This is a genomic window from Mesorhizobium sp. M1328 (genome assembly GCF_040318075.1).
Classification (GTDB): Bacteria; Pseudomonadota; Alphaproteobacteria; order Rhizobiales; family Rhizobiaceae; genus Mesorhizobium.
The window spans coordinates 18,531-42,228 of sequence record NZ_JAMYLO010000016.1; the positions used below are offsets into that span (position 1 = coordinate 18,531).

Annotated in this window: 22 protein-coding genes; 11 read left to right on the plus strand and 11 right to left on the minus strand. The window is 60.8% G+C overall.

Going from position 1 to position 23,698, the window contains the following annotated elements; translation table 11 throughout:
* Positions 1 to 2 precede the first annotated feature (2 nt).
* From NKH23_RS24135 to NKH23_RS24160, 6 genes are all read right to left on the minus strand, one after another.
* A complete protein-coding gene (locus NKH23_RS24135; protein WP_352912887.1) occupies positions 3 to 800 on the minus strand; it encodes an ABC transporter permease in 798 nt (265 codons plus the stop codon).
* Positions 801 to 897: 97 nt separating this feature from the next.
* Positions 898 to 1,899, minus strand: a complete 1,002-nt coding sequence (locus NKH23_RS24140; RefSeq protein ID WP_502908316.1) for an ABC transporter substrate-binding protein — start codon at positions 1,897 to 1,899, stop codon at positions 898 to 900.
* Positions 1,900 to 2,124: 225 nt separating this feature from the next.
* A complete protein-coding gene (gene hutC, locus NKH23_RS24145) occupies positions 2,125 to 2,856 on the minus strand; it encodes a histidine utilization transcriptional repressor HutC (RefSeq protein WP_352715306.1) in 732 nt (243 codons plus the stop codon).
* Positions 2,857 to 2,887: 31 nt separating this feature from the next.
* Positions 2,888 to 3,910, minus strand: a complete 1,023-nt coding sequence (locus NKH23_RS24150) for a zinc-dependent alcohol dehydrogenase (RefSeq protein ID WP_352912888.1) — start codon at positions 3,908 to 3,910, stop codon at positions 2,888 to 2,890.
* 15 nt (positions 3,911 to 3,925) lie between these two features.
* On the minus strand, positions 3,926 to 5,248 hold the full coding sequence (gene hisD / locus NKH23_RS24155; RefSeq protein WP_352715310.1) for a histidinol dehydrogenase: 1,323 nt from the start codon (positions 5,246 to 5,248) through the stop codon (positions 3,926 to 3,928).
* Between the two features lie 80 nt (positions 5,249 to 5,328).
* Positions 5,329 to 6,102 (minus strand): SDR family NAD(P)-dependent oxidoreductase, encoded by a 774-nt coding sequence (locus NKH23_RS24160; RefSeq protein WP_352715312.1) that lies wholly within the window; start codon positions 6,100 to 6,102, stop codon positions 5,329 to 5,331.
* 196 nt (positions 6,103 to 6,298) lie between these two features.
* On the opposite strand from NKH23_RS24160, the gene NKH23_RS24165 reads away from it, so the two are divergent.
* Positions 6,299 to 8,362 (plus strand): N,N-dimethylformamidase beta subunit family domain-containing protein, encoded by a 2,064-nt coding sequence (locus tag NKH23_RS24165; RefSeq protein ID WP_352715315.1) that lies wholly within the window; start codon positions 6,299 to 6,301, stop codon positions 8,360 to 8,362.
* 58 nt (positions 8,363 to 8,420) lie between these two features.
* Here NKH23_RS24165 and NKH23_RS24170 read toward each other — a convergent pair whose 3' ends face one another.
* Complete coding sequence (locus NKH23_RS24170; protein WP_352715318.1) at positions 8,421 to 9,275, minus strand: SDR family oxidoreductase; 855 nt, start codon at positions 9,273 to 9,275, stop codon at positions 8,421 to 8,423.
* A 134-nt stretch (positions 9,276 to 9,409) separates the two neighbouring features.
* Here NKH23_RS24170 and NKH23_RS24175 point away from each other — a divergent pair, with 134 nt between their 5' ends.
* The 7 genes from NKH23_RS24175 (at position 9,410) to NKH23_RS24205 (ending at position 16,089) form a co-directional block, all read left to right on the plus strand.
* Positions 9,410 to 9,760, plus strand: coding sequence for a winged helix-turn-helix transcriptional regulator (locus tag NKH23_RS24175; RefSeq protein ID WP_352715320.1), 351 nt, complete (start codon positions 9,410 to 9,412; stop codon positions 9,758 to 9,760).
* Positions 9,761 to 10,246: 486 nt separating this feature from the next.
* The gene (locus NKH23_RS24180; protein ID WP_352488411.1) at positions 10,247 to 10,600 is read left to right on the plus strand and encodes a hypothetical protein; all 354 of its coding nucleotides are present in this window, start codon (positions 10,247 to 10,249) and stop codon (positions 10,598 to 10,600) included.
* 104 nt (positions 10,601 to 10,704) lie between these two features.
* Positions 10,705 to 11,067, plus strand: a complete 363-nt coding sequence (locus tag NKH23_RS24185) for an ArsR/SmtB family transcription factor (protein WP_352912889.1) — start codon at positions 10,705 to 10,707, stop codon at positions 11,065 to 11,067.
* Complete coding sequence (locus NKH23_RS24190; protein ID WP_352715324.1) at positions 11,048 to 11,566, plus strand: SRPBCC family protein; 519 nt, start codon at positions 11,048 to 11,050, stop codon at positions 11,564 to 11,566. Before NKH23_RS24185 ends, NKH23_RS24190 begins: the two co-directional genes overlap by 20 nt.
* Before the next feature lie 869 nt (positions 11,567 to 12,435).
* A complete protein-coding gene (locus NKH23_RS24195; RefSeq protein ID WP_352468839.1) occupies positions 12,436 to 13,650 on the plus strand; it encodes a glycosyltransferase family protein in 1,215 nt (404 codons plus the stop codon).
* Position 13,651: 1 nt separating this feature from the next.
* Positions 13,652 to 14,896, plus strand: coding sequence for a glycosyltransferase (locus tag NKH23_RS24200; RefSeq protein ID WP_352715326.1), 1,245 nt, complete (start codon positions 13,652 to 13,654; stop codon positions 14,894 to 14,896).
* Positions 14,893 to 16,089, plus strand: a complete 1,197-nt coding sequence (locus NKH23_RS24205) for a glycosyltransferase family protein (protein ID WP_352912890.1) — start codon at positions 14,893 to 14,895, stop codon at positions 16,087 to 16,089. Before NKH23_RS24200 ends, NKH23_RS24205 begins: the two co-directional genes overlap by 4 nt.
* A gap of 195 nt (positions 16,090 to 16,284) precedes the next feature.
* On the opposite strand, the gene NKH23_RS24210 is transcribed toward NKH23_RS24205, so the two are convergent.
* Both NKH23_RS24210 and NKH23_RS24215 read right to left on the minus strand, forming a co-directional pair.
* A complete protein-coding gene (locus NKH23_RS24210) occupies positions 16,285 to 16,956 on the minus strand; it encodes a class I SAM-dependent methyltransferase (protein WP_352715836.1) in 672 nt (223 codons plus the stop codon).
* A 144-nt stretch (positions 16,957 to 17,100) separates the two neighbouring features.
* On the minus strand, positions 17,101 to 17,394 hold the full coding sequence (locus NKH23_RS24215; RefSeq protein WP_352715329.1) for a hypothetical protein: 294 nt from the start codon (positions 17,392 to 17,394) through the stop codon (positions 17,101 to 17,103).
* A 29-nt stretch (positions 17,395 to 17,423) separates the two neighbouring features.
* Here NKH23_RS24215 and NKH23_RS24220 point away from each other — a divergent pair, with 29 nt between their 5' ends.
* From NKH23_RS24220 to NKH23_RS24230, 3 genes are all read left to right on the plus strand, one after another.
* The gene (locus NKH23_RS24220; protein ID WP_352715332.1) at positions 17,424 to 20,138 is read left to right on the plus strand and encodes an ABC transporter transmembrane domain-containing protein; all 2,715 of its coding nucleotides are present in this window, start codon (positions 17,424 to 17,426) and stop codon (positions 20,136 to 20,138) included.
* Positions 20,139 to 20,296: 158 nt separating this feature from the next.
* A complete protein-coding gene (locus tag NKH23_RS24225; RefSeq protein WP_352468857.1) occupies positions 20,297 to 20,746 on the plus strand; it encodes a cyclic nucleotide-binding domain-containing protein in 450 nt (149 codons plus the stop codon).
* A 121-nt stretch (positions 20,747 to 20,867) separates the two neighbouring features.
* Positions 20,868 to 21,722 (plus strand): MBL fold metallo-hydrolase, encoded by an 855-nt coding sequence (locus NKH23_RS24230; RefSeq protein ID WP_352912891.1) that lies wholly within the window; start codon positions 20,868 to 20,870, stop codon positions 21,720 to 21,722.
* A gap of 90 nt (positions 21,723 to 21,812) precedes the next feature.
* Here NKH23_RS24230 and NKH23_RS24235 read toward each other — a convergent pair whose 3' ends face one another.
* Both NKH23_RS24235 and NKH23_RS24240 read right to left on the minus strand, forming a co-directional pair.
* On the minus strand, positions 21,813 to 22,589 hold the full coding sequence (locus NKH23_RS24235) for a polysaccharide deacetylase family protein (RefSeq protein ID WP_352715334.1): 777 nt from the start codon (positions 22,587 to 22,589) through the stop codon (positions 21,813 to 21,815).
* On the minus strand, positions 22,586 to 23,674 hold the full coding sequence (locus tag NKH23_RS24240) for a glycosyltransferase family 4 protein (RefSeq protein WP_352715336.1): 1,089 nt from the start codon (positions 23,672 to 23,674) through the stop codon (positions 22,586 to 22,588). The genes NKH23_RS24235 and NKH23_RS24240 overlap by 4 nt, the downstream gene beginning before the upstream one ends.
* Positions 23,675 to 23,698 lie beyond the last annotated feature (24 nt).

The following is a 23,698-nucleotide window of genomic DNA, read 5'->3' on the forward strand; positions in this document are numbered from 1 at the left end:
CCTCATTGCACGTGGCCTTCCTGCCGGAACAGCACTTTTCCCAGTGCCTTCATGACCTGGTCGGTGATGAGACCAAGCACGCCCAGCAGCAGGATGTACCCAATGATGGTGTTGGTCTGGAAATAGCGCTGGGACACGGTGATGCGGTAGCCGAGGCCTGATGTCGCCGCGACAAGTTCCGCCAATACCAGCCAGGTCCAGGCCCAGCCGAGACTGATGCGCAACGTATCCCAGATGCCCGGCAAGGCGCTGGGAACCACAATGCGCGTCAGGATCTTGCGATCCGGCAGCCCGAGCGTCCTGCCAAGGCCAATGAAATCAGCGGGAACCCGCTTCACATTGTCCATGATCATCAGCACCTGCTGGAAGAAGGTGCCTATGAAGATGATCAGGAACTTCTGGGCATCGCCTGTCCCCGACCACAGGATGGAGAGGGGCACGAAAGCGACCACCGGCATGTAACGGATGAAATCCACAAGCGGCTCGATCGCCGCTTCCCAGGTCCTGAAGCTGCCGATCAGCACGCCAATCGGAATCGCCAATGCCGAGGCGATGAGGAAGCCAATGGAAATACGGTATATCGAGGTCCTGAGATCCAGCCACAGCGTGCCGTCACCCGAGAGCTTGCCGAGTTGGGTCACCACGCTTCCCGGCGAGGGCAGGAAAATTGGCTTTACCAGTCCCAGCCCCGTTGCCGCCCACCAGGCGAGGCCGAGGCCGGCAAAGACGGTCACTGCTATCATCAGGAAGCGCGAGCGTGCGATGGGCGCGCCGATCCCGGAGGATCGGCGACGGAGCATCGGTTGCTTGGTCACCGGCCTCGGTACTGCGTGAGACGGGCTCGTTTTGGTGGCACGCTGCTCGGACATTTGCGTCACCACCGCGAGCCGGCCCTCGTCATTTCGCGGCCTTGACGAATGACGGGTCGATCATCTGCTCCGGCGTCACGTCCGCCTGAAGCAGCCCGGCGTTCTTGGCGGCCGCTTCGACATCGGCGAATATCTTGGTGGAGAATTCGCCCATCAGCGCATCCTTGTTTTCGGCGAGACTATAGTAACGCACGCCATCAAAGGCGGTGTTGAGGTCTTCGACGCTCGAACCAACCGCCTTGGAGATGATCGCCCGGCCGTCGGGCGTGTCGGCGTTGTAGGCCTTCAGGGCCGCATCCCAGGTCTTGATCATGGCAAGCACCTGGCCAGGACGCGACTTGATCACCTCATCGCGCACCACGAACACGTCGCTGATCAGGCCGGGATCTTCGCCTGCGGTGAAGAGTAGCTTGACATCCTTGTTCTGTGCCCTGGCGGCGGTGAGATAGGGCTCATAGGTCACCGCGACCGGGACCTGGCCGGCGATCAACGCACTGCCGGCATCCGCCGCCGGCATTGGTACCGGCTGGACATCGGCGATGGACATGCCGTTCTTGGCGAGCGCGTATTTGAGCAGGATGTCGCTCGTCGTGCCTTCCTCGAAAGCGACCTGTTTGCCCTTGAGGTCGGCGACGGAGGCGACGTCCTTGCCGGCGATCATGGCGTCTGCCGTCATGCTGACGTCGAGCAGAAGCACGATCTTCACCGGCAGGCCGGCCGCAACCATGCCCATAGCCGTGTGGGTCGCGATGTTGGCGGCATCGAGCTGGCCGCTCGCCAGGGCGGCGTTGATGTCCTTGTCCTCGGCGAAGTTCACGATCTGCACGTCGGACAGCCCGCTTGCCTTGAACAGGCCCTTGGCCTCGGCGACGTGCCACTGGCCATAGCCAAGCCATGGCTCGATGCCGATCTTGAATGTTCCTGCCTCAGGCGTCGCCGGAATTGTCGTGTCGGCCGCGTAGGCCGCCGGGGCAAACCCGACGGCAGCAGCCATAACGAGTGCCCGAAATTGTCCTGCTAGGTTACGCATCATCTTGTTCCCCTTGATGATCAGGCCGCTTTTTTGAACCAAACATCCGGCCTGGTGAGAATGCGGGCTTCTGCTCTTGCAGCACCGTGCCTCGGCATCTTAGCTGTCCGTTCAACGAAAGTGCGACGACACTTCAACGTCAGCAACGGCGGATGTCAAGGCTAAATACATACATGCATATACAAGTTAGACCCCTCCTTCCAACTCTGATTCGCTTCACTGCGATCAGGTCTTTTTGGACGGAGAATACCGACTGCCAAGCGAGTAGCGGCTTCCAACGTAAGTCAGCTTGCTGATCGTGGCAACGACGGCGCCCGTCCATGTCCGGCGATGCAGAAACAGGCAGCAGCTTGCGACATCGATGCCCAGATGCCGCGCCGTCTCGGCATCGGCAGGAGTCGCCGAGATGATGTGCTCGACCTCCGTCACCGGGGTTTTTTGCATGAGATAGTCGTAGGTCGCCGTCTTGGAAAAGTCCTGCTTGTCATAGTCGGGTATCAGGCTCGGGTTGACGAAGCGCTCTTCCAGTTGCACAGGCAGGTCGTTCTCGAAGTTGACGACGATGGAATGATAGACCGACGCGCGCCTTGCGAACTCGAAAGAAAGCGCGAGCTCCTTTGTCGGCATGATCTTTTCGAGGACGATAACCTCGGAGCGATGCCTGTTTCCCCGCGCGACAATTTCCGCCGCGATGTTGTTGATCTCGATCAGTGCGGATTGCGGTCGAGGTGGCGCGATGAATGTGCCGACGCCCTGGAGCCGGATCAAAAAACCCGCAGAGGTCAACTCCCGCAAGGCACGGTGGACCGTCATCCGAGACACGCCGAGTGTCGCCACGAATTCATTTTCGGACGGCAGCTTCCGGTCCTTGCTCCATCGCCCCGTTCCGATGTTCGTCAGGATGTAGTCCTTGACCTTCTCGTAAAGAGGGCTGGCGGTGTCGGGCAAAGTGATCATTTCAAAAATCCTTTCCGGCAACGTTCGGAAATCACACGCGCCCGGCAGACCGCATCTGGATGATTGTTTTCAAGCCATCGCCCTGCCCCGCCAACAACCGCTCATAGGCTGCGGGAACATCATCCAGGCCAATCTCGCGGTCGATCAGTTCGACCATGGGCTCGGTCAACTCGCCGAGCATCCGGATGGCGTCGGGAAGCTCATCGGCAAAGGCGTGGCATCCCAGCAATGCGATTTCGCGTTCAACCAGGATGTTGGGATCGATATCGAGGCGCCCATGGAATATGCCGACCATCGCAACGGTGCCGCCGGCATCGAGAACGCCGAGCAACTGGCTGAGTGCTGCGATGCTGCCGGTCGCTTCGACGGCAGCGAGCAAGGGGGCATCCGCGGTGGCGGCGGCAATGGCGTCCCGGTTCAAATCGACGATGCTGGCGCTGGTCACCCGCGCCACCCGAGCGCAGCGGCCCTGATTGCGATCGGCGACGAGCACGGTACCTGCGAATGTCCGGGAAAGCAGCAGTGCGGCAAGCCCGCCGATAGTCCCGCAGCCGACGACAAGAACGGAGCCGGCCGTTTTCGGCAGACGCCGCACTGCGTGCAACGCTACAGCCAGCGGCTCGGCCATCGCCGCGATCCGTTCGTCCAGCGCGGCATCGATGATGTGCAGGAGGCGCGCGGGCAGGACCGCCTGTTCGGCAAATCCGCCGTCGCATATCTCGCCGACGAAGCCCAGCGACGTGCAAAGATGCCGCCTGCCTGCATGGCATTGCGCGCACTCTCCACACCAGAAACGGGAATCGGCGACCACTCGGTCGCCAACGGCGACGGTATCCACGCCCTCGCCGATGGCGATCACCGTGCCTGTCAGCTCATGGCCAGCCGTCGAAGGCGATCGGCTTATCCATTGGCCCGTGCGAAAGTTGTGAAGATCGGAACCGCAAATGCCTGCGGCATCGACCCTCAGCTTCACCCAGCCTGGCTCGGGAGCGCCTGGCGCGGCGATATCCTCGACGCGCAAGTCGCCGGGTCCATGGAGTCGCGCCGCCCTCATCATCATCGTTTCCGCTCAGCCGGCGAGATAGCGATCGCGGATCTCCGAAACCGCGTTCTCATGCGAGCTGAATCCTTCGTAGCGGGCGAGCCTGCGGGCATGCAGGGCGAGTTCCGGATAGGCCGCCGAGGTCACATAGCCGACCGACGATCTCTTGACGAAATCCGTCACGGAAAGCGGTCCAAAGGTTCGCGCCCACCGGCTGGTCGGCAGCACCGCATTGGGCCCGAGGACGAAGTTGGCAAGGGTCACCGGCGTATGCGGACCCATGAGGATCTCGGCGGCTTCCGTAATACGTCCGAGATGCGCAAATGGCTCCGTTGACAGAATCTCGAGGTGCTCCGGCGCATAGTCGTTGATGAACCGGTAGCTGTCCTCCAGCGACTCGGTCAGCACGATGCCGCCGCGCTTCCCAGTCAGCACCGCGCGTGAGAACTCCACACGCTGTTCGCTCATCCTCGACCAGTGTTCCGGTATCGCAATCAATGCGGCTTCGGCGACCTTGCGGCTGTGCGTCACCAGGTAGGCCGAGGAATCCGGCCCGTGCTCGGCTTCGATCAACAGGTCAAGAGCGGCCAGGCCGCCGTCGACGCTGTCATCGGCAAAAATAATCGCTTCGGACGGACCGGCCGGGAGACCTGTGTTGATGATTGGGGACAACACGCTCTTTGCCGCCACCACCCACGGGCTCCCCGGCCCGACGATCTTGACGGCGGGCTTCACAGTCTCGGTTCCATAGGCGACGGCGGCGACCGCATGGGCGCCGCCGCACTTGTACACGGTCTCCACGCCGGCGAGGCGGGCAGCAACCAGCGTCGCGGCGTCGACGGAACCATCCGAAGTCGCAGGCGTCACGATCGCGATCTGGGGAACCCCGGCAATCACCGCCGGAACCGAGGTCATCATCGTCACCGAAGGGAAGGCGCCTTTGCCGCGCGGAACATAAAGCGCAACCGAAGCGATCGGTGTGTATCGGTCACCCGCATAGGCGCCCGGCCGAACTTCCTTGAGCCACATTGTTTCCGGACGCTGCTCCTCGTGAAAATGCCGGATGTTGTCGATGCCGAACCGGATACTCTCGACGACATCCTTGTCGACCTTGTCGAACGCCGCGTCGAATTCCGCCTCCGAAACTTTCAGTTCACCGTCGGCAACATCGGCTTTGTCGAGCTCGCGTACAAACCGGAGCAAGGCCGCGTCACCTTCATCCTTGACGGCCTGGATGATCGGACGGACCTTTTCGATGAAGGAAGACAGATCTCCTTCGGCACGTTTCAGTAAACTGGCCCGCTGATCGACACTGAGGGATGACAGGCGGTGAAAGCTGACGTCAGACATGGCGGCTCCTTTTCTTAGGACGCAATTACGATTAGCGCTTGTCGATCACTTCTGGGACACGTCTCCAGCCCCTGAAGCCTTCAAATCGATGCGAGAAAGCCTCCATCCACGGGAATGGACTGGCCGGTTATGTAGGCCGCCGCATCCGAAGCGAGGAACACCGCGATTCCGTGCAGGTCCGAGAGATCGCCAAAACGGCGCTGCGGAATCTTGGCGAGCATCGATTGTTGCCATGCCTCGTTGCTGTAGAACACGTCTGTCATCGCTGTCCTGAAATAGCCAGGCGCGATGGCATTGACCCGGATCCCGAGATCGGCCCACTCCGCTGCAAGCGCCCGCGTCATGCCGAGGAGGCCTGATTTCGACGAGCCGTATGGCACCGCCGTGGGAACCCCGACCTCGGAGGTCAGCGAGCAGAGATTGATAATGACGCCGGGCCGTCCGGCGTCTCTCATCTGCCGCGCGGCGGCTTGGGCGCAGAAGAAGGCGCCTTTGAGATTCGTATCGACAATCCTGTCCCACAGCGCCTCATCGACGTCGAGCGAGGGCCGGACCTCTTCCATACCTGCATTGTTGACGAGAATATCGAGACCTCCGAGCAGGCTGCCGGCCTCGGCTGTCGCCGCCCGGCACCGGTCGACATCGGTGACGTCCAGAGCGACGGCATGCGCGACCCCGCCGGCGATGCGGAGGGCGGCCATCGTCTCCTCGAGCGAGGCCACGCTGCGCGCCGTGATCGCTACGTCGGCGCCGGCCGCGCTGAGCGCCTCGGCGATGCTGCGCCCGATGCCGCGGCTTGCGCCGGTTACAAGCGCCTTCCTGCCTGACAGATCGAAGAGAGATGCGTTGCGCATGTCGTCCTCCTTGGTAATGTGGCGCTTGGACCGATCGCGTCGAGACTATCCGAATGCAGCTTATCTATACAAGCATGTACATCATGGCGGTAGTGCGCCATGCGGCCTTTGCTTGTCAGAGCGGCAGCGCATTGGCCGACATCGGACCGGTCTACGCGGTTCGCCCCAGCCCATCTGGAGTTCATCGGGAGGATAGATGAAGCGCGCAGTAGACCACGACGCGATGAGAGTGGTTGGTTATACCACCCCCTGGAGTGCCAAAGCAGGCCAGCAGATCAACCTCAGCCTGTCTTGCGATCGGCCGATAAAGGCCACACGAATTTGCCGGCTTGACAAGCCGGCTCCGGAATTTCTCGCTTGGCCCTTCGAAACGATAGGTGAACCACAGCATCGGTATTTCGACCAAGGGTCGTTCCTGTTCGTCCGACCCGGCGAGCTGGCCAAAGTACAAGCCGTCCACGGCATTCGTTTTGAGCTGTTCCTCACGCGCAACGAAGGTGCGCGTACGATCCTGGAAGCAGGCGTCCTCGGGCTGCGCCTCCGCGACGGCGCATTTGTCCTGGAAATCGGTGACGAAACCTTTGTCCAGAAGAAGGCGCCAACTGGTGTGTGGCTCACTGTCGAGTTGGATCTGCGGCAGGAGCAGCCGCGCCTGCGCATCAAATCGCATGATCTTCTCGCGCCTTACGAACTCCATGAAGGTTTTGGCAGCCCGGCGCGGAACCTCCAGGCGCACGGCATCCATTTCGGCGCAAGTGCTACCCACCACGAACCTACCCTCAACGCGAAATTTGCCGCGATCCGGCTCGACACACCACAGGGGACCGTTGCCTGGGATTTCCCGACGCTGTTGCCAACGCAGCCGATCCTGTCGTCGGGCGGAGCAGATCCGCTGCTCCTCGATGTGATCAATCAGCCAGCCTTCTGCATGACTTCGGCACGCTGGGACGGATCGAGCTTCGAGCCTCGCTTCGTGCCGTCGCACTACGACGCTATCCATTGCCACGACGACGACATCGGCCCGCTTGAGTGGCCGGCATCGCACCGCTTGACGATCCCTGAAAACGTACGCCCAGGCGTCTACGCGTTCCAGATCGAATGGGATGGTGGCTACGAACGCGTGGTGTTCTTCGTCACCTCTTCACAGGTTTCGTCGCCGCTGTTGTATCTCGTGCCGACGGCCACCTATCTCGCCTATGCGGACGAATATCTCCCAGATCATCTTTATGAATGGAAAAGCGACGACCGGGGACATCGCTTCGCGGTCGCCAACAATCTGAAATCTCTTTACGACTACCATTCCGACCTTAGCGGCGTTTCCATCTGCTCCTACAAAAAGCCGAAAGTGACGCTCAGGGACGATTACGATTATCCGCTCTGCGGCTGCCCACATAATTTGCCGGTCGATCTGCACTTCCTCCGCTTCTGCCACGACAATGGAATCGTGTTTGACGTCATGACCGATCACGATTTGCACGAATGCGGCATAGACGGTCTGCGTCGACATCAAGCCGTCGTCACCGGCAGTCACCCCGAATATATGTCGATCGAGATGGAGCAGGCGCTGCGGCAGTTTGTGGCCGAAGGCGGCAGCATCGCCTATCTCGGCGGAAACGGCTTTGCTGCCACTGTGGCTTTCAAGGACGATCTGATGGAGCTGCGGCGCTCGCCGCTGGAGGCCGGCCGAACCTGGGACGGCCCGGTCGCCGCACAGGCGCTGTCGATCACCAACGAACCAGGCGGCTATCTCCGCTCCCGCGGCCGAGGCGAATTCTCGCTGATCGGCGGCGCGATCTCACTGATGGGCTTCGAAGGCGCGCGTCCCTTCACGCGCACTGAGGAAAGCCATGAAGCAGGATGCGCATGGCTGTTCGAAGGCGTTGAAGATGCGACCTTCGGCACGGACGGCATCGTGCTGGGCGGTGCCGCGGGCTACGAAGTGGATGCGACGGATCCAGCCCTCGGCACTTCCGCTGACACCGTCGTGATCGCGCGTGCGACGGGATTTCCCGACAGCTTCTTCCAGGATCCGACGCGTTGGTATGAGGGCGGGGATACGCAACGCATCGCCTGCCGTTGCGCCGAAATGACCCTGCGAAAGCTCGCAGCAGGCGGCTTGATCTTTTCGGCAAGCTCGGTTGCCTGGTGCGGCGCGCTGCCAGCCGCAGGCGCCATGAACGATGCGGGCAGGATCACGCTCAATCTGCTCAACCGCCTCGGTGCGACGAAAGGAGAACCCAATCCAGTCGAGAAAATCTAAAGACCCGTATCCGCTTTCGACCGGCGGCGCTATGCACGTCGAGTTCTGAGCCCCGGCTTCAACCGCGCAATGCGGCCGCGACAAGGCTCTGCATCGAGGTGGTCGGACGACCGATCAGCCGCCCCAGGGCGCCTCCGTCATCGAACAACGCTCCGCGTGCGGCTGCAGCGTCGGTATCGGCCAGAAGCGCAGCGAAGTCGGCCGGTAGCCCGGCCCCCGTCAACACATCCTGATAAGCGGCCTGGGAAAGATCGTTGTAGGCGATAACCTTGCCCGATTGCCGCGAGACCTCCGCCGCAAGCTCGGCGAGCGTGAAGGCCTGGTCTGCGGCGAGCTCGTATGTTTTCCTCGCCTGGCCGTCGGTCGTCAGCACCACGGCTGCGGCCTCGGCATAGTCCCGCCGCGCGGCGGACGAGAAGCGCACGTCTTGCGCGGCGCCGACGAAGGCGCCGTGCTCCAGAGCCGCCGGAAGCGCCAGCAGATGGTTCTCGGTGTACCAGCCATTGCGCAGGATGACGGCGGGAAGGCCCGAGGCCGCGATGACCTCCTCCGTCTGGCGATGCTCGATTGCGAGCGTTGCGGGAGACGTGTCGGCGTGCAGCATGCTGGTGTAAGCGATCAGCGAAACCCCGGCGCGTTGGGCTGCCTCGATCACCGTCTGATGCCGCGGCAGGCGGCCGCTGACCTCGGTCGACGAAATCAGCAGCAGTTTCTGGACACCGGCGAAGGCTGCGGCGAGCGTGTCGGGATGGTCGTAGTCCGCCCCCCTTACGATGACACCGCGCTCTGCCAGATCGCTGGCCTTCGCCGGATTGCGAACCGCCGCGACGATCCGGTCGGCGGGAATGGTCTTCAGCAGTGCCTCGATCACCAGGCGGCCAAGCTGTCCCGTTGCTCCAGTTATTGCGTACATCATTCAGTCCATTTCGTGGTTTCGTGGATCGGAGAGCCTTCGAATAGCGGCCATCGTTACCATTGGAAACCACGTATCTTGTGGTTACCACCATTTTCCGGTAACCAACTGGAAACTCCCCATGGCGGACGGCGATGGTTCTCAAGACGCGAAAAAAGGTGAAGGCTCTCGCCGGCTGCCCCATGTCGAGGTGCATGGCGCTGCTTGGCGGCTGCTGGACACCCGAGGTGCTCTGGTCCCTGAGCGAAGGCCCGCGTCGGTTCTCGGAACTCCGCCGCGATACCCCAGCCGTTTCGGCGAAGGTACTGACCAGCAGACTGCGGGACCTCGAGGAGCGCGGCGTCCTCTATCGCAACGTGATGCCGACATCGCCGCCGACCGTGGAGTATGAGCTGACGTCGCTGGGGCAGGAACTGCTTCCCGCTATCAGGTCTATTGTGGACGTCGGGTCGCGCCTGCTGCTCCGTGATTCTTCGGCTGAATGATCGTGAGCACATCGTTTGGCGGCCGGACTGCATTCGGGCTGTCCCCCGAACAGGGATGACGCTTGATGTGCCCGTTGATCTGGTGGTGGAGCAGTTCCGCCCGCCGGCAGGTCGGGCGTTCCAAATGGATGCCAGCTTCAGCCTCGGGTCATTGTTGGCCTGAACGCCCCTTCAGACCGGCCCGACGCAGCAATTGGGAGATCGGAGAGTGTGGCGAGGGTTACTTCGCCGAAGCGGGAAATCAGGAGTTGCTCCGCTCAAGCAAAGACTGGTCGAGGTGTGTTTACGGCAATGCGGCGCGCCGGAGCGATCGCCGAGGGTGAACAAGGCAGGGCCCGTAAACTCGGACCTGCGCTCACTGATAGGCATCGACAGGACTGACGCAAATAGCGGGCGGGCATTTAGAGGGTGGTAATGCGCAGTGACTTGGGTCCTCCAGGAGACTAAGCTAGCATGCTTCTGCCAGCATGAAGAAAAAACCGCCGCATGCCCCGTTTTCTTGCCGTCTACACCATGAAGCCCGAAGACCTCGCCCGCTTTCGTAGCCTGCCTAAGCCCGAGCAGGATGCGATTGATGCCGTCGGCCTACAGCAGTGGGCGGACTGGGAGGAGAGAAATGCCGCATTTTTCCCCGATCGCGGCGGCATGGTCGGTAAGACGAGGCGCGTTACCAGGGACGGCATCGCCGACGCCGTGAACCCTTTCTGCGGCTATATTGTCGTCGAGGCCGATACCATCGATGCCGCCGCCCGCCTGTTCGAGAACCACCCGCATTTCACGGTCTTCCCAGGAGACGGCGTGGACATCATGCCCTTCCTCACCGACCCTGCTCCGACTTGAACATCCGCTAATCGCTTGCGATTTACCAGAAGGGGCGGCCGGCAACGCAGCCCACTCGGCCTCCCCTTGCACGCCGCCAACCCGTCTGGTAAATACTGAACCATATGGTTCAGTATATTCAGACCCGTCTCGATGCCTCGTTCGCCGCACTCTCGGACGCCACCCGACGCGGCATTCTGGAGCAGCTCGGACGTACAGACGCTTCGATCACGGACCTTGCCGAAAAGTTCCACATGACCCTCACGGGCATGAAGAAGCATGTCGGCGTCTTGGAGCAGGCGGGGCTCGTCACCACGGAGAAGATCGGGCGCGTGCGGACCTGCAAGCTCGGCCTACGCGCACTGGAGGAAGAGGCGGCATGGATCGAGAGGCACCGCCAGCTCTGGGACGCACGCTTCAACGAGTTGGACAAGGTTGTCGAGGAATTGAAACGGAAGGAGAAAGTCGATGGACGAAACAAGAGCTAGTGAGCCCACCCCCATGAAGAACCGCACGACAGTGGAACGGAAGTCCGACCGGGAGCTGGTCGTTACGCGAACTTTTGACGCGCCGGCGCGCACCGTGTTCGAGGCTTGGACCAAGCCCGAGCTGTTCATGCGGTGGTGGGCACCGAAGTCGATGGGCATGTTCCTGCGTTCCTGCGAGATGGATGTTCGTGTCGGGGGCAGGTACCGTTTGGTGTTCGGCCACGATGCCTCAAACCCTGACGAGTTCTTCGGTAGGTATATCGAAGTGACACCGCACTCGCGCCTCGTCTGGACCAATGACGAAGGTGGTGACGGTGGACCCATCACCACGGTGACCTTCGAGGAAAAAGGTGGCAAGACGCTGCTGGTCATGCACGAGCTCTATCCCTCAAAGGAAGCTCTCGACGCTGCCGGCACCGGGGCGGCGGATGCGATGGGCGAGACGTTCGAGCAACTGGACGAGCTTCTCGTCACGCTAGGCGCGAGCGTGCGATGGTGATGAAGTCGTCGATCTCCCGGTCGGCCGCCTGGATCTTCAACTAGGCGGAAGAGAACCCCGACGAGATCGTCGCCGCCCTCTGTGAACCTACGAGGCCAATCATCAAACTCATTGAGGTTTCGCCAACTATCGGGACCAATCGAGCGATTTTCGCACCTCGCGACGTTCGGCGACGCGCTCAGGTCGTCTCAAAAAGTACCGTCACCGCCCCAGCTAAGGCATTAGCCAGAGGCCATAGCGATCGACAAGCAACCGGTGTTGCACACACCCTGCTGCAGGCGGTGTGTTGTGAGCGCTGGCATCCACTCGATTCCTGCCGAAATTCCGGCTAGCTTGGGCGATAGATGGCTCAGTTCTGGTCGGTGAATCATAATCAGACCGCCCGTCAAGAGATTGATGGGCAGCACCTTTGGTCCCCCAAGACCGAGAGCAATGGCGCGCGAAATGAGTTCTACAACAACATGCGCCGTGCGACGCCCGGCGACCCTGTCCTTTCGTATACCGATCAGGCAATTGACTATATGCGCAGGATAGCGGAATTCGCTTTCACCGCTCCGAGACCAATCGAGTTCGGAGAGACCGGAGCTTATTGGAATCAAGAGGGATGACTTCTGCCGATCTTTTGGACACCGCTTTCCCCGTCCATCCATCCCAAAACAACAACAGGGAGTCTCGGCCCGCTCCCGCCGAGGCGATATTCGCCAATCCATCTAGTTTCGGACTCAGGCAATCAGAAAGTTATCTGACAGGCATTCCACAGAAGTAATACAAATTGAAAATCGCGGCCTCATGTTTCAAAACCAGGATGGTTTCGAAGCCGTCGGGTCGCTCACGGTCCTCAAAGCGAGAATTCTAAGAGACGTTCAACAATGACCCAGCACGCAGAAAACGCTCGAATTCTCATGTACAGCCACGACACGTTCGGGCTCGGCCATTTGCAGCGCTGCCGGACTATCGCGCATTCGCTGGTCGAGGATTTCCGCGGACTTCAGGTGCTTATCATTTCGGGTGCGACTATCGCTGGCGCCTTCGACTACCGCGCCCGTGTCGACTTCGTGAAGATCCCCAGCGTCATCAAGCTGCGCAACGGCGAATACACCTCGCTGGAAAAGGACATCGATCTGCATGAGACGCTAAGGATGCGTCAGTCGATCATCCGCCATACAGCTGAGACCTTCCGGCCGGATATCTTCATCGTCGACAAGGAACCGCTCGGCCTGCGCGGTGAGATTGAGGACACGCTGTCCTACCTCAAGACGCGGGGCACTACTCTGGTGCTTGGCCTGCGCGAGGTGATGGATGCGCCGCATCTGCTCGAAGCAGAGTGGGCACGCAAGGATGTGATGCGCAAGATAGGCCTCTTCTACGACAAGGTCTGGGCCTATGGCCCGCCGGATTTCTACGATCCGTTGACCGGCTTGGATGTGCCGCCGGCTGTCAGGGCAAAGATGAGGTTCGTCGGTTTCTTGCAACGGAGCCTGCAGCGGAACGAGTTGCCCGGCCACCGGCCAGAGGGCGACTATATCCTCGTTACCACCGGTGGCGGCGGTGACGGCGCCGAACTGATCCACGACGTCATCGATGCCTATCAGCAGGATCCGCAATTGCAGCATAGAGCCCTGATCGTGCTTGGGCCTTACATGCCGGCGCGCAAGCGCAACAAGCTGCTCAAGAAGGGGTCCAAGATCCCCTACATCAAGATCATCGAGTTCGACAACCGCATGGAAGACCTGATTGCCGGCGCCAAGGCGGTAGTGGCGATGGGCGGCTACAACACCTATTGCGAGATACTGTCTTTCGACAAGCCGGCGCTGATCGTGCCGCGCGTCGAGCCCCGCCAGGAACAATTGATCCGCGCTCGGCGCGCAGCCGAACTCGGCCTCATCGAGATGCTTTTGCCGGAGGAAGCCAAGGATTCCCAGCGGTTTGCCGATGCACTGGTGGCGCTGCCGGACCGGCCCCACCCATCACAGAGCAATCCGCATCTGACGCTGGAAGGGCTGCCTCATATTTCCGAAATCGTCGCGGAACTGCTCGACCGGCGGGCCGGCCATCACCTTTCGGTCATTGAAGGAATGACCTGAGTTGCAACATCGCAAGATCGTCGTGGTTCTGAAGGGCTATCCGCGGCTGTCCGAAACCTTCATCGCGCAGGAACTCCTTGGTCTTGAGCGTGCGGGGTTCGACCTGATACTCGTCGCGCTCAGGCGGCCGACCGATGAAAAACGCCACCCTGTGCATGACGAGATCAAAGCGCCCGTCCATTATCTGCCAGAATATCTGCATGAAGAGCCGCTGCGCGTGCTTCGCTCGCTGTTTGCCTATCTGCTGCGGCCGGGCTTCTGGCGCGCGCTCGGATCGCTGGCTGCCGATATGCCCCGCGACTTTACGCGCAATCGCGCGCGCCGCTTCGGGCAAGCGCTCGTGCTGGCGGCCGAGTGGCCGGAAGACGCGGGCTGGCTGCATGCACATTTCGCGCACACACCGGCATCGGTGACGCGCTATGCCAGCCAGCTTCGTGGCCTGCCCTGGAGCTGCTCGGCCCATGCCAAGGACATCTGGACTTCGGCCGACTGGGATCTGGCTGGGAAGCTTTCCTCGGCGCGCTGGACGGTCACTTGCACGAAAACCGGCTTTGACCGTCTGAAAAAACTCGCTAACGGCAACTCGTCTGTGCATCTGAGCTATCATGGGCTCGACCTTGATCGCTTCGGCAGTTTCAGCGAGGCGCGAAAGCAGCATGACGGCTCGGCGCCGGACGAACCCGTTATCGTTCTGAGTGTCGGGCGCGCCGTTGAAAAGAAAGGTTACGACACGTTGCTGGAGGCCCTTGCCCTCTTGCCCGGTGATTTGGCGTGGCGTTTCGAGCATATCGGCGGCGGCGAGGAACTGGAACGGTTCAAGGCGCTGGCGCAAAAGCTCGGCCTGGATGGTCGAGTCTCTTGGAAAGGCGCGCTTGCGCAGGAGGAGGTGCTTGAGCACTACCGCCGCGCCGACATCTTCGCCCTGGCCTGCAGGATCACTGCAAATGGCGACCGGGACGGTCTGCCGAATGTTCTGGTGGAGGCGGCTAGCCAGCGGCTTGCCTGCGTGTCGACCGATATTTCCGGCGTGCCGGAGCTTTTATCGCCGGATGAAACCGGGCTGCTGGTTCCGACGGAAAACCCAATTGCCCTGGCACAGGCGCTGGAGCGCCTGATCCGTGATCCCGTGCTGCGCGACCGCCTCGGCGACGCCGCAGAGCGGCGCGTGCGCGGCAATTTCGATCATATGGCAAGCATTGGACAGCTCAAGGAACTGTTCGAGCGGGAGTGGCGGGCCGCCGAATGAAGCGGCTGCGCGCTTTCTTCTATGTCCAGCACCTGCTCGGTATCGGCCATCTCGCGCGCGCCAGCCGCATTGCGGCGGCTCTGGTCGATGACGGGTTTGACGTAACCGTCGTGACCGGCGGAGCGCCGATCGCCGGGTTTCCGGGACCCGGTGTAAAATCTGTAACCCTGCCACCTGTCACCTCCGGTGATGAAGGATTTTCCGGACTTGTCGACCTGCAAGGCAAACCCATCGACGATGATTTCAAGAAATGGCGTTCAGAGATGCTGCTGCAGGCATTCCGGGATTGCAGGCCTGATATCGTCATTGTCGAGGCGTTTCCATTTGGACGCCGGCAGATGCGTTTCGAACTCTTGCCGCTGATCGAGGCCATCGACGCGACGTCGCCCAGACCGCTGCTGGCGACGTCCGTCCGTGATATCCTTCAGGAGCGCGTCAAGCCGGGCCGAAACGAGGAAACGGTCGATCTCATCAACAGGCATTTCGACCTTGTTATGGTCCACGGCGATCCGGCTTTCGCAACCATCGACAAGACATTTCCACTGGCTGGGGCGATCAGGGCCGAGGTCACCTACACAGGGCTCGTTGCCGCGCCGCCCTCGCCCGCGGCCTCCGAGCGCTTCGACGTTCTGGTGTCGGTTGGCGGCGGGGCTGCCGGAAAGAGCCTTGTCAGCTCCGCCATCGCAGCGGCGCAGGATGCCAACAACGCTTGGAAATGGTGTTTGATCACCGGCCCAAACCTGCGGAAAGACGAGTTTGACGCGATCGCACGCGATGCCACGCCGGGCCTGTCCATCTTCCGGTTCCGCGAGGATTTCGCTAGCCTGCTGACCGGCGCGTGCCTGTCAGTCTCGCAGGCGGGTTACAACACGGTCTGCGATGTCCTGCGCGCGGGTTGTCGCTCCCTGCTGGTTCCATTCGCAGCCGGCGGGGAAACCGAACAGACGGTTCGCGCCCTGATGCTCGAAGAACTCGGTCTTGCAACGGTGCTGATGGAAAAGGACCTAACGCCTGAAGGTTTGGTGCAAGCGATCGAACAGGCGCTTGTAGGACCGACGCCATCTGCGCATCGTCTCGATCTGGAAGGCGCGCGTCGCTCCGCGCAAATCCTGCACGAGCGATATCGAACATGGTCCCTAAAAGTGGGGCCCGGTTTCGGAAAAGTTCATGATCAAACAGACGATAGATCCTAGAGCGGTTCATCGTTTCACGCAGAACCGCTGTATCTCTTTGTTTTGATGCAATTCCGGACGGAAAACCGTTTCACACTTTTCCTGGAATTGCTCTAACGCGCGTCGCGTCTGGTGAGATTCGTACGACGCGCTTCAAGTCCTGTTTTTATGCATGTCGTTGTCCCAAAACCGCTACGCACTTTTGGGCGAAATGCATTAAACAGTTCCAATCAGCATGAAGCGCGTATAGTTTTTTGTCGGCAGTTCGCCGGAGAACCGCACCTCCCGTAGCGCCGCCATTGCTTCGAAGGCTGCAAGTGAAGCCACGCAGTTGATGTGCGTCGGCTCGCTGAAATAATCGTTCGATTGCAGCAGTACATTCGTGCCCCGCGGAAGCAGAGCAAGCCAGGCGCGCAGATCGGCTATGTGTTCGCAGCTCGTATTGACCATCAGGTCGGACCGCCCGGCCGCATAGTCGAGTGCGTACATATCTGCCGTTAGCGCCCGGAACCGGTCGCCGGCTTCCCGGTTGAGGGTCCGGGCGACCGGCGCGACTTCGGGATCGATGTCGATGCTATCGATCGCCGCGATGTCGAAGCGGGCGTCGTTGAAAAGCATTGCCGGCAATACGCCGTACCATCCACCCAGAACCCATATGCGCCCGAACCGGCCGCCGCAGCTTTCGAACAGCCTGTCGAGCGCCCACATCTTGCAGGCGACCTGCTTGTGGTTGAAGGCGTTGGCGATATCGGCCTTCGGATGCTTGGTGACGACGCGCGCCAGCCCTGCCACGAGAGGGCAGTTGACATAAGCAGCAATTCCCCGCGTGAGGTCCAAGGCTTGCTCGTGCCAGTCCATACCGGCATTGCGTGGTTGCGTGACATCCATCATATTTGTCTTGTATGTTGGGATTTCGGGCGACACAACGCAATCTTGCCTCCCGCAAGACTGTTTGATTCCGCGGACGTGATTATGCTGCAAGCCGCTTGGCTATTGCCCGGTGCCGGAGAGAGCCTGTTGCATCTGTCCGGATCATCGGCGTCCATCCACCAGCACCAGCCGCGCAGCTGCGGCCTCGTGCTGCTCAGCTATTCGCCAAAACCCTGCCGAAGCCGCGAACCGTTTGGCCAGCTGCTTTCTTCGCTGGTCAACAGTGCCCGTGTCGTTGTCATCGACCATGCGCCGGAACTGGATCGCGCCGCCTCGCGGGTCCCTTGCATCGTTGAGCGCAGGACAATGTCCGTGCACAGCAGCTTCGAACTTGTCGTTGGCGACGAAGAAATTGCCGATACGCCATTCGCCAGCAGGTGCTTTTACATCCTGCATCCTTTCAACTGAAGGGTCCGCAGTCGCATATGGAACCCAGCCTAGCCCGCTATATCTGGACGCACACCAAGAAGCAGCAGCTCTGGATATTGATGATCGTCGTGCTTTCGATGATCCCGTATTTCATGTCCTTCGACCTACCGAAGCTGATCGTCAACGGCCCGATCCAAGGTAGGGGCTTCGAGCAACCGGGCGCGACCCAGCCATTCATGAGGCTACACTATAACCTGCCGTTCATTGGAGAGGTCCAGTTCTTCTCCGGTTTTCAGCTCGATCGCACGGAGACCCTGTTTGCCCTGAGCCTCGTGTTCCTCTTGCTAGTCGTCATCAACGGCCTGTTCAAATTCTACATCAACACCTACAAGGGCCGCCTCGGCGAACGCATGCTGCGACGTATCCGCTTCGATCTGGTCGACCGTGTGCTGCGTTTTCCGCCGGTTTACTTCAAGCGGGTGAAGTCCGCCGAAGTGGCGACCATGGTGAAGGACGAGGTGGAGCCGCTGGGCGGCTTCATCGGCGACGCCTTCCTGCAGCCGGTACTGCTCGGCGGCCAGGCGCTGACGGCCATGCTGTTCATCATGATCCAGAACGTCTGGCTCGGAATGATAGCGGTCGTGATCGTGGTGATCCAGATCGTGCTCATCCCGCGAATGCGGCGGCGGCTGATCGTGCTCGGGCGCCAACGGCAGTTGACGGCGCGCGCGCTTTCGGGCCGGGTTGGCGAAATCGTCGACGGCATCGGCGCGGTTCACGTCCACGATACATCAAACTACGAGCGCGCCGACATAGCTGCCCGGCTCGGGCTCATCTTCAAGATCCGCTTCGATCTTTACCAATGGAAATTCATGGTGAAGTTCCTCAACAATTTTCTCGCGCAGCTCACGCCCTTTCTGTTCTACATGATCGGCGGGTATCTGGTCATCCAGGGGCGGCTGGACGTCGGCCAGCTCGTGGCCGTGATCGGCGCCTACAAGGACCTGCCCGGACCGATGAAGGAACTGATCGACTGGGATCAGGATCGGCAGGATGTCCAGGTCAAATATCAACAGGTCGTTGAACAGTTCACCGTCGAGGGTCTCATCGCGCCGAAAATCGGGGCATTGACGATCGACGATCCCGATCCGATGACCAGCCCCCTGTCGGCGATCAATCTGTCCATAGCAGACGATGGCGGTGCAATGCTCCTCAACCGTATCTCCCTCCAGGTCAAGCCGGGTGAGACGGTGGCGCTGGTCAGTACCGCAACAGGTGGAGCGGAGGCGCTTGCAGAAGCCTTCGCGCGGCTGAACTGGCCGGACAGCGGAAGGGTCGCTTCGGGCACCGACGACCTGCTTGAACTCCCCGAAGCAGTAACCGGCCGGCGCATGTCGTATGCCTCTTCGGATGTTTTCCTGTTCCAGGCAAGCCTCCGCGACAACCTGCTCTACGGGTTGAAGCATGCGCCGCTGACATCGGTGCCTTATGACGGTGCTGCGGCAGACCAGCACCGCTGGAACATCCACGAGGCGCGCCGGTCGGGCAATCCGGATCTTGATATCCACAGCGACTGGATCAACTATGCTTCCGCTGGCGCTACCGGCCCGCACGACCTCTTTGAAGCCGTGCGCCGGGTGCTCGACGCGGTTGTTCTGTCGCGCGACATTCTGGATCTTGGCTTGCGCTCTTCGGCCGACCTCACGCGTCACACGGAGCTTGCCAGGCGGATCGTCGAACTGCGTGCGGCGCTGCGAACCCGGCTGGAACAAGAGGGGCTGAGCGGACTGGTGGTTCCTTTCGAACCGGGCGCCTACAACAAGGAAGCAACGATCGGCCAAAACCTGCTCTTCGGCGCTGCCGCCGGCCCCGAACTGGCCGACAGGGCCCTGGCGGCCAATCCCTATTTTGCTTCTGTGCTGAGGCAAGCCGGCCTCGACCGCACGCTCTACGAAATGGGCTTGGAGATCGCCAAACAGGCGATCGAGCTGTTTGCCGACCTGCCGCCCGATCACCAGTTCTTCCAGCAGCTCGCCTTCATGAGCGCCGAGGAGATACCCGCCTACGAAACCTTGCTGCAACGGCTCAAGAACCGTCCTCACGAGGCGGTTTCGGAGAACGATCGCGCCATGATCGTCACCTTGAGCTTTGCCTACATCGAGCCCCGGCACCGCTTCGGCCTGCTGAGCGACGAGCTGATGAGCAAGATCGTCGCTGCACGCAGCCGGTTCTATGAAAACCTGCCGCCCGAACTGCACAATGCGGTCGAACGGTATGATCCTGCCAAATACATTGCCGCGGCCACCGTCATGGATAACGTCCTGTTCGGGCGTGTGGGCAACAACCATCCCGACGCGCCGGACCGCATACGCTCCATCGTCTATGACATTCTTGACGAACTGGGGCTTTATGCCGAACTTCTGGATGTCGGCCTGGACTTCAACGTCGGCTCCGGCGGCAGGCGGCTGACCGGTGGACAGCGACAGAAGCTCGATGTTGCCCGGGCCCTGCTCAAGCGTCCCGATTTTCTCATTCTCAACCGGCCGCTGTCGGCGCTCGACCAGCGCATGCAGGATAAGGTGCTGCGAAATGTGCTGGAGGAAGCCAGGTGCGACGGCCATTCGCCGGCAATTGTGTGGGTCGTGACGAATCCGGCAATGGCGATGATGTTCGATCGCGTTATCGTCTTCGACTCGGGTCAATTGGCGGAAGACGGAACACACGAGACACTTTTGGCAGGGAACGGTATCTTCAAGGAACTGCTGTCATAGAGCAACGGACATTCAGATGGGATCATTCTGCCGGTGCACGACATCGGGCTCGCCACCTTTCGCGTGGTTTGTCTCGCCATCCCGAAAAGAGAATTGATTCCATCTGGGCGTCCGTTGCTCTAGTCTGGCAAACGCGAATTTTGGGAAGGTTTGCGACAATGCTGCTCAAGGATGAAGTTGGAATGCTGCAACGCATTCCCTTGTTCTCTGCCATCGAGCCGACAAAGCTCAAGCTGCTTGCGTTCACATCCGATCGTGTCAGCTACAGCGCCGGCCAGATCCTTTTCCGGCAGGGCGATGAGGGAGACGCCGCCTATGTCATCCTTTCAGGCAGGGCGGATATTCTGGTCGATTCCGACAGCGGGCCGATAAAAGTTGCCGAACTGGAGCCAAATTCGATTGTTGGCGAGATCGCCATATTGTGCAACAGCTCCCGCACTGCCACCGTCAGAGCGGCAAGTCCGCTGGAAGTCTTGAGAATCCGCAAGGATCATTTCCTGAGGCTTATGAGGGAGTTCCCGGAAATGACCATCGAGATATTGCGGGTTCTTGCCGATCGCCTAAGCCATACGACCGCGGATCTGATCGACGCACGAAGTGCCAAATAACGAAGACGTGCGCTCGATCCTCGTCGTCGTGATGGCACTGTCCTCTTGCTGAGAAGGTCACCCGGAGAAAGCCTGTCTCGCGTAGCAGCAGTTGTTTGGCTAAGATGGGCGAAGGGGTAGCATGGTCGACGACGTTTTCCTGGTCAGGTTTTGGGGTGTCCGCGGCAGCATTTCGGTATCAGGGCCAGAATTCTCTCGCTATGGCGGCAACTCAATCTGCATTGAGATGCGATGCGGTAAGCATACGCTTCTGTTCGACGCAGGCTCTGGCCTACGGCCTGCCGGCGGGGCGCTTCAGGCGTTGGGCGTGACCGATTTCGACCTGCTGTTCACCCATTGCCATTACGATCACATCATCGGGCTGCCGTCTTTTGCGCCGATCTATGACCCGGGCGTCAAGGTTACGCTTTGGTCCGGGCATCTTGCAGGACACATGACGACCCGGCAGATGGTCGATGAGTTCATGCGGCCGCCGTGGTTTCCGGTGAAACTGGAGATCTGCAAGGCAAGCCTCGACTATCGCGATTTCGTATCCGGAGACGTGCTTCGCCCGCGCGAAGGGGTGGTGGTCCGAACCGGCAGTCTTATCCATCCGGGCGGTTGCATAGGCTACCGGGTCGAATGGGGCGGCCGCGTCGTGGCGGTGATCACAGACACTGAGCACGAGCCGGACAAACTCGATCAGGCGGTGCTCGGCCTGATCGAAGATGCCGACCTCGTCATTTACGATTGCACCTACACCGAGGAGGAAATGGAACGCCGCCGCGGTTACGGGCACTCGACATGGCAACAGGGCGTCAAGCTCTGTGAGGCGGCCGGTGCGCGCGGGCTTGCGCTGTTTCACCACGATCCGACACGCACCGACAAGGAACTGGACAAGATCGAGAAACTGGCCAAGGACAGGTTTACCGGCGCTTTTGCCGCGCGGGATGGCCAGACGCTCAAACTTCCAGTCTCATTGCGCAAAAAGCGCTGAGCTATTTTCCTCTAGAGCGCTTCACCGTTTCACAGAAACGGCGAAGCGCTCTATCTCTTTGTTTTGACGCAATTCCGGACGGAAAACCGTTCACACTTTTCCTGGAATTGCTCTACCGGCGCTGCGCCCGATCAATGTCCTGATCGGAAGCCATGCGCAGGCTTCAGTCTGTACGGTGACGGTGAACAGCCGTTCGAGGAAAAGCCAGGCCGATTCATCATGTACGAGATGATGGGTGAGCAGGCCGACCGGTTCGCCGCCATCGAATGCATGCTGCAATTGCGCGATGATAGCCTGAACCAATAGGCCGTGATCGCGGCAGCCGCGCGTGCCATGCCAATCCATGATGTCGACATTGCTGTTGATGACCGCCAGTGAAGCCCGCCTCGGCGGCCCATAGACCGACAATGCCGCAAATCCTATCGATCCAAGGTCGGATACCAAGCCGGCGTCGATCCTGTTCCAGGGTGGCACCAGCATCGGCACGGCACGTGCGCCGTGCAGGCCGGTTACGTGCGACAGCCCGCGAGCCAGATCATCGAGCACCGCCTCGCGTGGCCGATGCGCGCCGAGCTCCTGCTTTTTCTGGCCCTCGGGCGCATGATTTCGGTGCGCCCAGCCATGGATGGCGACCGTGGCATGCGGCGCCTCGTCAAGCCGAACGACAAGCTTCTCGTCGGTCAGGGCGGGAATGACGGCCAGAGTCACCGGAACCGCGAATTTACCGGTGAGGTCGAGCAGCCGATCAAGCGCAGGCGTCGGATCCACGGCGTCATCGTCGCGCAGCCAGAACTCTGCCTTACGGTCCGCCCGTTGCCGGCTCGCCAGTTCCTCCACCAAGGGTTGCCAGATCTGGTCGGATGTCATGAAACCGGGATCTTCGCGAGAAGTTCGGCCAGACGCGCCGCCGCAGCACCGAGAGAACGTTCTACGAGGATGAAACGTCTGGCTTCTGTGGCCATGATGGATCTTTCGTCGTTACGGGCCAGAAGCCTTTCAATGGCAGAAGCGAACGCCGCCACATCGCCCGGCGGGGTGAGAAACCCGGCCTGGCCATCCCGCACGACCTCCGGCACGCCGGCGATGTCCTGAGCCACAACCGGAAGGCCGGCGGCCTGTGCTTCAAGATAGGCAACGCCAAAGGCTTCGCCGAAACCCGGCCAGACGTAAATTCCCCCACTGTAGAGGACATCCGGCACGGCGGCTGGCTCAATCGCGCCAAGCCATTCGATACGGTCGGCGGGCAAGCCGGCGAATTGCGCTTTGACCTCTTCGCGGGCAGGTCCGTCCCCGACGACCGACATGGTCCAGGGCAGGTGACCGATCGAACCGAGCGCTTGCGCCAGCATGCGATAGCTTTCGACTTTGTCGCCCGGGCGCATCATGGCGACGGTAACGAGGCGCGTCGGACAACCCCGTGCCGGCGTTTCCCGGAATACCGATGTGTCGATGAAGGGCGAAAGCATGCCGAAAGCGGCGTCGGGTATCGCATCTGCCAGTCCCTGACGATCCCTTTGCGTGAAGCAGATGTTCAGCGCCGCCTGTTCGACGGCTCGCGCCACCAACGCTTGCGTATCGGCCCACAAACCGGTGTTGCGCCGCCTCGAATATGAGGCTTCCGCTGTCACATAGGGGACACCAAAGGCCAACGCCAGCTCGGGCCCGATCAGGTCGGGCGCCTTGTAATAGGGATGATAGGTGAACCACAGATCGGGCTTGCCGTCACGATCCCAAAGCCTTGCCAGCCGCGCGGCTTCCTCCCGGGCCTCGATCTTGAGCGCATCGAAACTTTTCGAATCCGGTTCGCGTAGATAGAAGCGTAATTCGGATGCCAGTTCGACGCTATGCCCTCCATGCTCCAGCGCCTTGACCAGCATCCGTGCCATCTGGCGGTCGCCGGAGGCAACGGGATGGTTGGGTGACTTTAGCGGCGCGTAGAAAGCAATTCGCATCGCCGGACCGTATCATCGGAAAGC

What these genes read in the sequence shown, in the direction of transcription:
- NKH23_RS24190 (WP_352715324.1), top strand. Translation starts at nt 11,048, where the DNA reads ATGGACGAAACAAGAGCTAGTGAGCCCACCCCCATGAAGAACCGCACG.
- NKH23_RS24175 (WP_352715320.1), top strand. Translation starts at nt 9,410, where the DNA reads ATGGTTCTCAAGACGCGAAAAAAGGTGAAGGCTCTCGCCGGCTGCCCC.
- NKH23_RS24210 (WP_352715836.1), bottom strand. Translation starts at nt 16,956, where the DNA reads ATGGATGTCACGCAACCACGCAATGCCGGTATGGACTGGCACGAGCAA.
- NKH23_RS24225 (WP_352468857.1), top strand. Translation starts at nt 20,297, where the DNA reads ATGCTGCTCAAGGATGAAGTTGGAATGCTGCAACGCATTCCCTTGTTC.
- hutC (WP_352715306.1), bottom strand. Translation starts at nt 2,856, where the DNA reads ATGATCACTTTGCCCGACACCGCCAGCCCTCTTTACGAGAAGGTCAAG.
- NKH23_RS24195 (WP_352468839.1), top strand. Translation starts at nt 12,436, where the DNA reads ATGACCCAGCACGCAGAAAACGCTCGAATTCTCATGTACAGCCACGAC.
- NKH23_RS24135 (WP_352912887.1), bottom strand. Translation starts at nt 800, where the DNA reads ATGCTCCGTCGCCGATCCTCCGGGATCGGCGCGCCCATCGCACGCTCG.
- NKH23_RS24215 (WP_352715329.1), bottom strand. Translation starts at nt 17,394, where the DNA reads ATGCAGGATGTAAAAGCACCTGCTGGCGAATGGCGTATCGGCAATTTC.
- NKH23_RS24170 (WP_352715318.1), bottom strand. Translation starts at nt 9,275, where the DNA reads ATGTACGCAATAACTGGAGCAACGGGACAGCTTGGCCGCCTGGTGATC.
- NKH23_RS24205 (WP_352912890.1), top strand. Translation starts at nt 14,893, where the DNA reads ATGAAGCGGCTGCGCGCTTTCTTCTATGTCCAGCACCTGCTCGGTATC.
- NKH23_RS24230 (WP_352912891.1), top strand. Translation starts at nt 20,868, where the DNA reads ATGGTCGACGACGTTTTCCTGGTCAGGTTTTGGGGTGTCCGCGGCAGC.
- NKH23_RS24165 (WP_352715315.1), top strand. Translation starts at nt 6,299, where the DNA reads ATGAAGCGCGCAGTAGACCACGACGCGATGAGAGTGGTTGGTTATACC.
- NKH23_RS24160 (WP_352715312.1), bottom strand. Translation starts at nt 6,102, where the DNA reads ATGCGCAACGCATCTCTCTTCGATCTGTCAGGCAGGAAGGCGCTTGTA.
- NKH23_RS24240 (WP_352715336.1), bottom strand. Translation starts at nt 23,674, where the DNA reads ATGCGAATTGCTTTCTACGCGCCGCTAAAGTCACCCAACCATCCCGTT.
- NKH23_RS24150 (WP_352912888.1), bottom strand. Translation starts at nt 3,910, where the DNA reads ATGAGGGCGGCGCGACTCCATGGACCCGGCGACTTGCGCGTCGAGGAT.
- NKH23_RS24185 (WP_352912889.1), top strand. Translation starts at nt 10,705, where the DNA reads ATGGTTCAGTATATTCAGACCCGTCTCGATGCCTCGTTCGCCGCACTC.
- NKH23_RS24140 (WP_502908316.1), bottom strand. Translation starts at nt 1,899, where the DNA reads ATGCGTAACCTAGCAGGACAATTTCGGGCACTCGTTATGGCTGCTGCC.
- NKH23_RS24180 (WP_352488411.1), top strand. Translation starts at nt 10,247, where the DNA reads ATGCCCCGTTTTCTTGCCGTCTACACCATGAAGCCCGAAGACCTCGCC.
- hisD (WP_352715310.1), bottom strand. Translation starts at nt 5,248, where the DNA reads ATGTCTGACGTCAGCTTTCACCGCCTGTCATCCCTCAGTGTCGATCAG.
- NKH23_RS24235 (WP_352715334.1), bottom strand. Translation starts at nt 22,589, where the DNA reads ATGACATCCGACCAGATCTGGCAACCCTTGGTGGAGGAACTGGCGAGC.
- NKH23_RS24220 (WP_352715332.1), top strand. Translation starts at nt 17,424, where the DNA reads ATGGAACCCAGCCTAGCCCGCTATATCTGGACGCACACCAAGAAGCAG.